At 25.5% G+C, this 12,592-nt stretch carries 11 protein-coding genes; all 11 read right to left on the minus strand.

Going from position 1 to position 12,592, the window contains the following annotated elements; translation table 11 throughout:
• Positions 1-118: 118 nt before the first annotated feature.
• Positions 119-544: a hypothetical protein gene (locus NG901_RS08310; protein ID WP_252213540.1), complete on the minus strand. Its 426-nt coding sequence runs from the start codon at positions 542-544 to the stop codon at positions 119-121.
• Between the two features lie 24 nt (positions 545-568).
• A complete protein-coding gene (locus tag NG901_RS08315; RefSeq protein ID WP_252213542.1) occupies positions 569-1,018 on the minus strand; it encodes an SUKH-3 domain-containing protein in 450 nt (149 codons plus the stop codon).
• A gap of 12 nt (positions 1,019-1,030) precedes the next feature.
• Entirely contained in the window at positions 1,031-2,395 is a 1,365-nt protein-coding gene (locus NG901_RS08320) for a hypothetical protein (RefSeq protein WP_252213544.1), read from the minus strand.
• An 80-nt stretch (positions 2,396-2,475) separates the two neighbouring features.
• Positions 2,476-3,915 (minus strand): late control protein D, encoded by a 1,440-nt coding sequence (locus NG901_RS08325; RefSeq protein ID WP_252213546.1) that lies wholly within the window; start codon positions 3,913-3,915, stop codon positions 2,476-2,478.
• 25 nt (positions 3,916-3,940) lie between these two features.
• Complete coding sequence (locus NG901_RS08330; RefSeq protein ID WP_252213548.1) at positions 3,941-4,327, minus strand: DUF4280 domain-containing protein; 387 nt, start codon at positions 4,325-4,327, stop codon at positions 3,941-3,943.
• Between the two features lie 17 nt (positions 4,328-4,344).
• Positions 4,345-4,872: an imm11 family protein gene (locus tag NG901_RS08335; RefSeq protein ID WP_252214017.1), complete on the minus strand. Its 528-nt coding sequence runs from the start codon at positions 4,870-4,872 to the stop codon at positions 4,345-4,347.
• An 87-nt stretch (positions 4,873-4,959) separates the two neighbouring features.
• Positions 4,960-6,168 (minus strand): NADP-dependent isocitrate dehydrogenase, encoded by a 1,209-nt coding sequence (locus tag NG901_RS08340; RefSeq protein ID WP_252213550.1) that lies wholly within the window; start codon positions 6,166-6,168, stop codon positions 4,960-4,962.
• Between the two features lie 381 nt (positions 6,169-6,549).
• A complete protein-coding gene (locus tag NG901_RS08345) occupies positions 6,550-7,560 on the minus strand; it encodes a YeiH family protein (protein WP_252213552.1) in 1,011 nt (336 codons plus the stop codon).
• Positions 7,561-7,685: 125 nt separating this feature from the next.
• Positions 7,686-8,561 carry a LysR family transcriptional regulator gene (locus NG901_RS08350; protein WP_252213554.1) on the minus strand — a complete coding sequence of 292 codons (876 nt, stop codon included), beginning with the start codon at positions 8,559-8,561 and terminating at the stop codon, positions 7,686-7,688.
• Between the two features lie 87 nt (positions 8,562-8,648).
• Complete coding sequence (locus tag NG901_RS08355; RefSeq protein ID WP_252213556.1) at positions 8,649-10,205, minus strand: GxxExxY protein; 1,557 nt, start codon at positions 10,203-10,205, stop codon at positions 8,649-8,651.
• A gap of 155 nt (positions 10,206-10,360) precedes the next feature.
• Complete coding sequence (locus tag NG901_RS08360; RefSeq protein WP_252213558.1) at positions 10,361-12,130, minus strand: methyl-accepting chemotaxis protein; 1,770 nt, start codon at positions 12,128-12,130, stop codon at positions 10,361-10,363.
• Positions 12,131-12,592: the final 462 nt, after the last annotated feature.

The following is a 12,592-nucleotide window of genomic DNA, read 5'->3' on the forward strand; positions in this document are numbered from 1 at the left end:
GCCTCAAATACCTCATATCCTTCACTTTCAAGTATTTTAACTCTATTTGTTATATTTGCTTTTTGATTTTCAATCCAACCTGCTCTTGTTAATATTTTTTACTTTTTCTTCCAACATATTATTTCACCTTTCCTACATTATTTAATTTTCCAAATGTTCTTTTGCAATTTTCGCATGGTTTAGCATAATTTCCCCAAGTAGTTTCTAAACATTTAAAGCTAATATCATTAAATTTAGCACCATTTAATATTGCTTTTCTAATACTCCATACTTCTGCACAATTCTCTACATTCCAATCTTGAAAAGAAGGTTGCCCAGTAATTTCACTAAATTTTCCAGATATTCTAGCCTCATTCTTAGTATTTTCAATGGCATCTGTCAATTTCTTCATTTCAGAAATGACATCATCTTTTCTAAGACCTTTACTTGTGAAATACTCATCTGTTAATGTATTTTTTATATAACTTTCAGTTAATGTATTTTCATAATATTTTGAATAAGCAACTGATTCGTCTCCACACTCTTCAAGTATTTTATTATACATAATTTTGTATTGAGTAAAACATTGTTACTCATTGAATTTATCCCAAATTATTGTTCCTTTTTCATTAACAATATTATCTAATGCTTCCCAAACACTATCTCCTACCCAACCTATCGATTTGAATATTCTTCCAGACTCAGATATATATAAATTTATCTCAAAATCATAAAGCGAACCTATAAGCATAACTTTCTCATTTACATATTCCTCCAAACTAAAGTGTAAGCTATTTAACACTCCTATTGTTTCCTTAATACAAGTACTATGCTTAGATACATCTGTAGTTCCATCCTCATCAATCTCTTCAACATTTATTTTTAATTCGCCAAATTCCTCCATAAACCTTTTAGCACTCTCTAACACTTCAAATCCTCTTTCTTGAAGAAATTTTACATTTTCTGATATATCTATTTTTCTTCCCTCATACCATCCTGAATTCTTTAATACTTCTATTGTTTTATTTGATATTTCCATCTTAAATACCTCCTAATAATCAATGTTGTAAGTTCCTTTAAATGTTTTCCTGCAATTTTTACAAGGTTCCGCAAATCCACCACTTAAATTTTCTGTACGATAAACCAAATCATCATATCTTGCACCTTTTAAAATTGCATCTCTTGAACTCCAAATCTCTGCACAATTATCAACATTCCAGTCAGATTTAAAACTCGGTTCGCCATATACATTAAATTTACCTTTATCTGCAGCTTCACTTTTAACTCTTTCAATATCAGCTCTTAATTTAGCCATATCTTCTTTAACAAACTCTTTATTTTTTCCAATCCAAAAGCTATCAGGTAAACTTTCTAAATACTCATCTGATAATAAACTTCTATAATATTTAGTATAATCCTCAGTTGTTTTACAAAATTCTCTAGGATCAACTCCTGTATAATCTTTTATTGTTGGGTTATATTTCCAGATACCACTTCCAGCTTCACCTTTTAAGTTTAAATCTCCCAAATCCACAGTCGAACAAATTTTACTTATATCCTGTACATCTTCATTATTTATTAATTCTTTTCTATATTTTTTTAAAGTATTCGTTATTTGTTCTCTACAATTATTTAAATTAAATTGCTTTATTCTATCAGCTTCAGTAACTACATTTTCAGCTTCAGCCACCCCATTATTTACACTTCCACCTTCATTTGGTTTTATTATCCTATTTAATTCATTTTCAAAATCATCAATTTTATTTGCAGTTTTACTACATACTTTAGTGCCTTTTAATTTATCTATAAGTTCTTTTACTTTTTTACTTTTTGATAATGCAATTGATCCTTTAGCTGCTCCAATTAGTAAAGAAATGCCTCCTGACAATATTAATGTATTTTCATAAATATTTGTAAATCCTTCAAATGCTCTTTCATCACCTGAAAGATTCTTAAAAAACTTATGTACTCCTTTTTGAAGTTCAGTTATACGTTCTATACTTTCAGTATTTTCCTTATAGGTATTTTCGTCTCCAAGTCCTGTTTTCTCTCCAAACCATCTAGCACCCATAGGTAACCATTTTAATGGTTCAATTAGCAATTCTGCATGTACATCTGTAACAGCAGCTCCTACCAACTGTTCTGTTGGCTTCGCTTTTTCATATGATTCTTCTCCAGCTTTTATAAACTCACCATAATCATCTACTGCTGCATATAGTGATCCGTCTTTTTTAGGTTTCATAGTTGCCGGAAAATCTTTACCATTTAAATTTACTTTTACCCTGTCACCTTCATTATAATTTTTCTCTTTATTATATTGTGGTAAATCTCCTTCTGTTTTACTATCACCTGTGCTATTCACAACTGCATTAGCTCCATCAGCCGCTGCTAATAAAGCAGCTTCATTCATTTTCATTTGTTCTTCTAATGCCTCAGCTACTCCATTTTGTGGATCATCATCTGTAAATGCTTCATATGTGTCTCTACAGCTTCCATTTATGTGTCTCTACAGCTTCCATTTTCGTATACTGCATTACTTTGATTATAGCATTCTCCTTCAAGTGAAATATAGCTTGATTTGTTTTTTTGAACTAATACTTTATTACTTCCACTTATGGATACACTTCCTCCACTTAAGCTTATTCCACCTGATGCTCCTAAGCTTAAATTTCCTGAACTGCTTATATTAATTCCATTTTCATCATTTAAGTTGACATTCATTCCACCTGTATAGAAATTAATAGCTCCTGGTAATATGTCTAAATTATTTCCACTTTCAGTTGAAAAGTATCTATTATTTGTATTTGATATTTTAGAGCAGCTACTTCCATTTTTTCTTACACATCCAGTTACAATAGGTTCATCATATCTGTTAGGAAAATAGAGCATTACGCTTTCTCCTATGTTTGGCATTGCATACATTATGTTTCCTGTTGGTGGAGCATACTTAAACCATGATGCCTTGCTTATATCTTGGGTTTCATCTATATTTAAATGAAGCTTTACCCTTTCTCCATCTACTGCAAGAACTTTTCCTTCTATGGATATACCACTTAATTTTTCATTATATATTTTTTCTTGCCAAATTCCATTTTTTCTACAAAACCTATATTTATATATTAATTCCCTATTATGCATTTGTCCATAATATTGGTTTATATAAAAATCTCTTTCTTTAAATTTTATTAAATCTCCAATGTCCATTTTTTCTCTAAGCATTACTTCATAATAAAAGAAATCTGTATCATGGAAATCAATTCCTAAAGTTAAGACTTTATAATATTTTTCTAAATCTTTACTTGCCTTATAATTAATTTCATTATTTAAAGCATAAAATTTTAAGCTAGGCTTTCCAAAATAAATTATATTATTTGTATTTACTACATCGCAGATTAGTTCTAAACCTAGATAACTTCCTATTCTTTTTAAAAATTCATAATCTGTTTCTTTATATTGAAAGAGTGGCTTTTCAATACTCATAGGTCTATTCATGCATTGAGCAAATCCATATCCTTCATAATTTTTTAGGATTTCATTTATTAATTCATCATAACTCATATTTATATCTTGAAAAGATCTTGTCCTTTTTTCAATATCAAGTAATGAGCTACTAGATGAACCTTCTAATTCTAAATAATATATTCCATTAATATTAGTTGTTTTAATATTCTCTATTATTCCATTAAATATTATTGTTCTTTTTTCTTCATTTGATGTATTTTCATTATTATTTAAGTCTGTGTTTTCTATTTCTTCATAAACACATATTTTATCATTTGTGGAAGCTTCTATAGAATACTTAAAATTTACGCTATCATCTATTAAGCATTTTAAATATACTTTTCCATGTTCATTAGGTTTGCAGAAAATTTTAATATCTTCTATTTTAAGTATTTCATATGGACATTCTACTTTTAGTTTTTTTGTTGCTTCCATAATAACTCAAGTCACCTCCTTGCTATTAACCTTCTTGTCCACTAGTTACAAAAGTTATATTACCGCCACGACAGCAATATATTACTGAATCTGTTGTAAGTGCTGGTTCGCCTTCTACTATAGTATCACCTTTAGTTTTTATCCAATCATGAACTATTTGTGGTACACACTTTATCCCAGTTTTTATATTTCCATCTTTATCTATTACTGTTATTTCAGTTTTTTCTACAAAGCATCCCTTTTCTTCGCATACTCCAAAATAACTTATATTTTGTTCTGTATTGTCCTTTTTATTTAATATTGGATTACCATTTGCATAACTTCCATGACTTACAGGAATGTTTATCTTTCTTTCATTACTTCCTTTATTGCACTTCATTTTTGCTCCTCTTACTATATAGTAAACTGCCATGCTCTCACCTCCATTAATTATTTATTTTTCACTTCTAATTTTTCTAATAAAATTCCATTAAAATTACGTCTTAATATACTCTCTGCTACATCTAATCTAACAACGATTAAAGTTTGCTCACTTTCTTTAACTTTAAATATTTTCTTATTTTTAATTTTATTTTCATCTAACACTATTTTTTTAACTACACTTTTATTTAAATTGAATTCTGATTCTTCGCTCAAAGCTTGTACTTCTTCAAATATAGGCAAATAATAAATATGTTGCTCTAATTTTTTATAATCAGTTAATGCAATCATTTTAAAAATTATATTAGAATTATATTTTGATAATATCTTTTGCAAGTCTTCTGAAACTAAAAACATTGGGGTATAAAGAATATCCAAATACTCAATTCCTTGTGCTGATTTAACATAAAGAAGGTTATTATCTTCAATATTATCTGCTCTTACTAAATTCAAATCTTTAGTATTAAAATTCTTAAATAAGTTTAAAATTTGTGGAGTATTAGAGTATCTTTTATCTTGTTTTAATAAAAAAATAATATCTAAGGTGCTGTTTTACCACCTTAGATATTATTTATATAACTATAAAGGGATACATTCCTCTATAAGGTATGTATCCCCACATTATTATAAACTTATTTCTAAGTTCTTTCTTATTTCTTTTATGAATTCAAAGGTATTAACCTTTTTTATATTATCATGAATTGCAATTGCTGCTAAATCACCTGTCATTATTCCGTTCTCTATTGTTTTTAAAGATGCAGCTTCAAGCTTACTTGCAAAATCAATTAATGCTTTATTATTGTCTAGCTCTCCTCTTTTTCTAAGTGCACCACTCCATGCAAATATTGTTGCTATAGAATTAGTTGAAGTTTCTTTCCCATTCAAGTGATCATAATACTGATCTTGAACTGTTCCATGAGCCGCTTCATATTCATAATTTCCATCTGGTGAAACTAGTATTGATGTCATCATAGCTATTGATCCAAATGCTGCTGCAATCATATCACTCATAACATCACCATCATAATTTTTGCAAGCCCAAATCATTCCACCATGTGATTTTATTACATTTGCCACTGCTGAATCTATAAGCATATAAGTATATTTTATACCTAGTGCTTCAAACTTTTCTTTATATTCATTTTCATAAATCTCTTCAAATATATCTTTAAAAGTATGGTCATATTTTTTTGAGATTGTATCTTTAGCTCCAAACCATAAATCTTGTTTTAAATCTATTGAATAATTAAAACAACTTCTTGCAAAGCTTTTAATTGATTTATTTATATTATGCATCCCCATAACAATACCCTCATCATTGAAGTTATGTATAAGCTCTCTCTTTTCCTCACCATCTTCAGCTGTAAATACAAGTTCGCATTTACCTTTACCTTCTATTTTCATTTCAGATGCTTTGTATATATCACCATAAGCATGTCTAGCTATTGTTATTGGTTTACTCCAAGTTCTAACGTAAGGTTTAACTACATCAACTATAATAGGTGCTCTAAATACTGTTCCATCTAAAATAGCTCTAATAGTTCCATTTGGACTTTTCCACATTTCTTTAAGATTATATTCTTTCACTCTTGCGCTATTTGGAGTTATAGTTGCACATTTTACTCCTACTCTGTGTTTTTTTATTGCTTCTGCTGCTTGTACTGTAACATTATCATCTGTTGCATTTCTATTTTCTAAACCTAAATCATAATATTCTGTATTTAATTCGATAAATGGATTTAATAACTCATCCTTTATCATTCCCCAAACTATTCTTGTCATTTCATCTCCATCAATTTCAACTAATGGATTAGACATTTTTATTTTTTCCATTTAATTGCCCCCTTGTTTTAGATGATAGTGTAAAGCTGTTTACACCATTTTTTTAATTAAACTCTACTTTAGAAAAGTGTTGATATATGAATAAGCAAAGTGAACTAAGTAATTGAACTTAGGAATACTAAGATTAAAAGCACTATGATTTTTAATCTTTTATCTAAATAAATTTTATAAATATTATACATTACTTATATTATATATACAACTTTATATAGTTCTGATATATTTTAATTTATATCATTCTCTTAAGTCGTCTATCATATTAATGTAAAATAGCTAATAACTTTAAATAAAAATTATTAGTTTTTTTGCTTTATATTTTTAATAAAATATCTTAATTTGTTTTTACTGATTAAATTCACATATGTATTATTTTTAAAGTACAAATCTTATTAATGTAAGAGCAAATATTATTTGAAAACTTCCAACTATTAATCCATACATCATTGATTTTGGTCCTTCTTTTATTAAATCTTCAAACTTAACTCGCATACCAATTGCAGCTAGTGCAATGATTTCAAAATTACTGCTTATTAATTTAAATACTTTTTGAATTGAAGTTGGTACAAAACCTAAACTATTTATTATGCAAAAGATGAAGAATCCTATTATATACCAAGGCACACTAACTTTAGCTTTCTTTTCTCTTTCAATTATTGCTTTTTCTGACATATTCTCATTTTCATCAACTTTAATTCTAGAGAATGCAATAACTACAACAACTAAAAATATTATTCTTATTATTTTAAATATGGTTGCTAACGTAACAATATCTTCGTTTATAAATTTAGCTGACGCTATTACTTGACCAACTGATTGTAAAATTCCTCCAATCATTGCTGATGTTTGTATTAAACTATTTTTATATATTGCCATTGTAATTAGTGGAATTACAAACATTAATATTGTACCAGTTAAGTTTACAATAGTTACTGAAATTGCCTTATCTTTAGAATCTGCATTAATTGTTGGTGCTACTGCTGCTATTGCAGATGATCCACATACCGCATTTCCAGATGCCATAAGTAATGAGTATTTTTTAGAAAATCCTAATTTTTTTCCAACAAAATATGTAAGTAATATTGTAAAAGTCATTTGGATTGCTATAAATAAAACTCCTCTAAATCCAAGTGATTTTATTTCCATAAAGCTTATTGTTGATCCCATAAGTACTATTGAATATGATAAAAGGTCTTTTTCTGAAAACTGAGAACCTTTATTATATTTAGGTTTATTAAATATAGTATTTCCTAAAATAATTCCTAAAATTATTGAAAAACTCGCTCCGCCAATAGAAGGAAAAAAACTACCTAATATTTTTCCGAGTATTGCTATAATTATGCATATTAAAAGTCCTGGGATAATATCTATTATTTTTTCTTTCATTAACAATCACCTCTAAATCACTGTTTTTTCAACAGCTTTCTTTTGCTCGAGTTAATTATAATAAATTTGAGATTGAAAATGAAATACTTATTATAATATGATATTAATAGTCTTTTACTTATATATTATTTTAATGAATAACTTATAAAATTCTTCATATTTTTACTTAGGAATTTATCACGATGATGTATAAGTCTTAAATCTCTCTTTATTTTTCCTTCTTTTAACCTATACCCTTTTAAACATCCACTTTTGATTTTTTCGTCTACACTTCTAGAAGATAAACAACTAACTCCTAAGTTAGCTTCCACACTTTTTTTAATTGCTTCAGTATTACCAAGTTCCATAAAAATCCTATAATCTATCTTATTGTTTTTTAAATATGATTCTATTATTTCTCTTGTGCCACTTCCTTGTTCTCTCATTATAAGTTTTTCTTTTATTATATCTTTTTTACTTAACATTTCTTTTTTAGTCCAAGGATGATTTAAACTAGATATAAATATAAGTTCATCTTCCCATATTTTCGATTGAACTATTTCATCTAAATTAGTTGTTCCTTCAATATAAGCAAAATCAACTTTATTTTCTAATATCATTTTTTCTATATTGGAAGTATTATCTATTGCTAGAGAAATTTCTATTCCACTATGCTCTTTAAGAAATCCTTTTATTATATCCGGTAGTATATATATTCCAATAGTTGTACTAGCACCTATTTTTATCTTACCCTTTTCATTTGTATTTATGTCATTAATAGTTCTTATAGATTCATCATATAAATTAAGTATTCTTCTTGTATAGTTTAAATAAATTTCTCCCTCATGTGTTAAATAAAGTTTTTTACCTATTCTATCAAATAATTTAACTTCTAATTCATCTTCTATCTCATGTATCGCTTGACTTATAGATGGCTGACTTATATACAATTTCTTAGCTACACTGGTCATATTTAATTCAGTTGCTGTCTCATAAAATATCTTTAATTTTCTAAAATTCATCACTGTCACCCCATTTAAATTGATATTCTTTTTATTATTATAACCTTATATTATAAAAAATAGAGATAGACTTCAACAAGTCTATCTCTATACTATAACTTCAAATATTTCTTTTTTATCTATACTATATTTTTCATTTATATATTCCTTATTTTTATTAAAATTAAATATTAAAAGATATCCTTTATCTAAACCTTCTATATCTAAATAATTTTTAAGCTGTTTTAATCCCTTTTGATGTGCTATGTCTCCATGCCATATTTTTGTTTCTATAACATATTTATTATGATTATATTGAATTACTATATCTAGCCTTCTCTCTTCTGATATCTGTACTTCCTTATAGTCAAAACCCACACCATTTATTATTGGTTTTATAAATGATAAAAATAGTAAAACTCCTTGTCTTTCTAAAAATTCAGTATCTCTTGTGCTATAATTTTCTTTCATAAACTGTTGAAATCTTAAAAGTATTTTTTCCATGTGAAGTCCATTATTTTCAGTTATAAAGTTATCTTTAAAATTGTACTTAGACATTATCTTACTATCAGTTTTAGATACTAAATAATTATAAATCCTTTCTCTTATTATCTTATTTGATACAATAGTATTATTATTTTCATCCTTACTTAAATATCCAAACATAACCCCTAAATTTATAATTGGGTTGTCTATATTAAAAATAGATGTTACATTTAAAATAAGTAAATTATACAGGTATTCATATAGATTATTGTTATTTTCCATATTCTTTATTAAGTCATCAAACAATGTATTATTTTCTTGTAATAATATTTTTATAGCTTTTTGAATATGAATTTTATTCCAGGTAGTATCTCTATTTATTAATATATTTTCATCAATTATTTGACAGATTCTACTTACTAAAAATGGATATCCACTTGTGAATTTATATATTTCCTTACTTAAATTTTCTATATGAAAATTTAGCTTATTTTCATCTGAATATTCACTTAACATAGTTCCTATTTCATATTCATTAAAGCTCATATCCACATCAAATTTTACTGCAATATTCCAAGGTGAATTATACTTTATATCTGTAGCATCTCTAAATTTTATTTTAAGATTCTTAATATCATGAACTCCAGCTAATATTACAGATTTAAATGTATTACTATCTCCTTTAGCTCTTGATAAGTATAATGATCGAAGCATTCCTAAAAAATCTAAAAATAACTTATTATTTGAAGCTTTATCCACCTCATCAATAATTAATATAATATCTGTATCATTTGTAATTTCCTTTATAATATTAATTAAATCTAAAAATTCAAAAACTATAGGTAAGTCCAATTCAAGAGAAGAATTTATATGATTTATAAAATATCTACAAAAACTTTGCTCTGATTCAAATACATTTCCTAATCCTTCAAAATCTAAACTAACAACCTTATATCTAGTTTTTAATATTTTTTCAAGTCTACTAAGTATTGTTGTTTTTCCATACTGTCTAGGTCTATTGATTACAAAATAAGAATCATTTTGAATTAATTTAATAATATTCTTAATTTTATTATCTACATTAACCATATAATGCTTGGTTTCTATACATAATCCTGCTGTATTAAAATTTTTTTTATCAGACTCATATTCATCAAAAAATTCTAAATATTCTTCCATATACTTACCTCCTATCTTAATTAAATATTGAATTTATAATATTATTATAACATTACAATTTAATTACTGCTCTTATTTTTTTATTTACTCTTATACTAATAAAATACTTTCATTATCACTCTAAAACACAACATCAACTACTTATTTTTATTTATTTAAACCACAAAATTTTTAATAAGCTCATCAATTTTTAATGCTATATTAGCTTGTTCTTCTGCTGCCATTAAAACTTGTTTCATTGCAAGTGATGTATCATTTATACTATTTTTAATATTATCAATATTTTTAGCTGATTTATCACTATCTATTCCTATGTTATATATAGACTTGCCTACTTCTCCCATATTTGAATCTACTTCTTTTGATAATATTGCTAATTCATTTGACATATCACTCATGAAATTACCATCCTCAATATATTTACTACTTATTTCTGAATAGTCATTTAAATTCTTATTTATATCTTTTCCTATAAAACTCAATATATCATTGCTACTTTCTAATAAATTATTAACTGATAATTCAACTTTATTTATAGTATTTTTAATCGTACTTACTGCATTTGATGATTCTTCAGCTAATCTTTTTACTTCATTTGCAACAACACTAAATCCTTTTCCAGCTTCTCCTGCTCTTGCAGCTTCAATTGAAGCATTTAATGCTAAAAGATTAGTTTGCTCTGAAATATTATCTATTATATCAGCCATTTTTTTAATTTCATTTACTACTTTTACATCTTCAATTGCACTTAAAATTTCTGCTTTTTTATTTGAATATATATTGGATATATTATTTAGTGCTTTTTCACTATCTTTTTTTATTGTAATTGCTTTACTTTTAATCTTATTTGAATTAATATTACCATCTTCTGCTTTATGATATAATTTTTCCATATTATTATTAACATTGCTAATAGCATTATTTATTTCACTATAAGTTTTACTAGTTTGTTTCATTGAATTATTTATATCCTCTGTAGATGTATTTACCAATTCTACTTTTGAATTTACTTCTTGTACAGTAGCAGATAATTCTTCACTTAATGAGCTTAAATCATATGATTCTCTAATTATTAATGATATCAAAGCTCTAATATTTTCTTGAGATCTATTTAATAATTTTCCAGTTATTCCAAATTCATCTTCACTATTTAAATCTATATTTTCTGAAATATCATACTTAGACATTCTCTCTGCTAAATTTTCTATTTCCTTTAAAGGATTTATTATAAGTCTGCCTATTAGAAATATTAATATAAATGAAGTAGCTAATCCTATTAAAGCTATTATTATAGTCATTATTGAAACTGATTTAAATATTTTATTATTTTCTACATCACATTTTTCAGCATTACTTTCAGATAAATTAATGAGTGTTTTTAATAAATCATAAACGTTATTTTTCATTCTAAGCATATCTTTATTATATATTTCATTTGCTTCATTTATTTTTCCAGAATCTATTAAATTTAATATATCTAAAGAATACTTTTCCAGATTATTTATGTCATCTTTTAATTGTACAAATTTATTTATTTCAATTTCTGAAGTATTTATATTTTCGTAATTTTCTAGAAATGTATTTGTTTGTTGTAATAATATTTTAATTTTATTAGAATATTTATAACTCTCATTAGTGTCAGAACTCATAAATATATTCATAAAATATGAATCAAGTTCTTTTATATTTGAATTAATATTATCTATAGTTTGTATAACTTTAAAATTTATATTGTAGATTCTACTAGAGTTTCTACTCACAGTATCTATGCTTTTAATAGAGATTAATGCTATTAAAAATATTAATAAAGATAATATTATATATGAAGCTCTTAATTTAACTTTCACACTTAAACTTTTTAAAAACCCAATATTCTTTTTATAATTCTCTTTTTTACTCTTTGTATAAAATATATTTTTCCTCATGTAATATTCCCTTCTAATTATTTAAGTATAATTTATCAAATTTTAAATAATATAATAATTAGAACCGTTTCCAATTATTATATTATCATTGTAATTCCACTTTTTCAATTAATATTTTTCAATATTTTCTAAATTGTGAATTTTATCTTAATTATTCAATTTATTTATAATAAAATAAATTTTTCCCTTGTATAATACTTGAAAATTAAAATATGTGATGATATACTTAATTCAAGAAAACGATTTATATTGTTTTTTGTACAAGCTTATATCGTTTTTAGGAATCGTTTCCGATATATTTTATTAATATTTTTATTTTTCTAATCACAGTAAACGAATTCAAATGTTAAATATAAATTAAAGGTAAAAAAGATAGGCATATATTTAATATTATTCGTATATAATTTAGTAACATGTATTTCGGAATCGTTTCCATATATGGTTATATAGTCAACTATTTTA

The organism is Clostridium sp. CMCC3677 (genome assembly GCF_023845585.1).
GTDB lineage: Bacteria > Bacillota > Clostridia > Clostridiales > Clostridiaceae > Clostridium > Clostridium aquiflavi.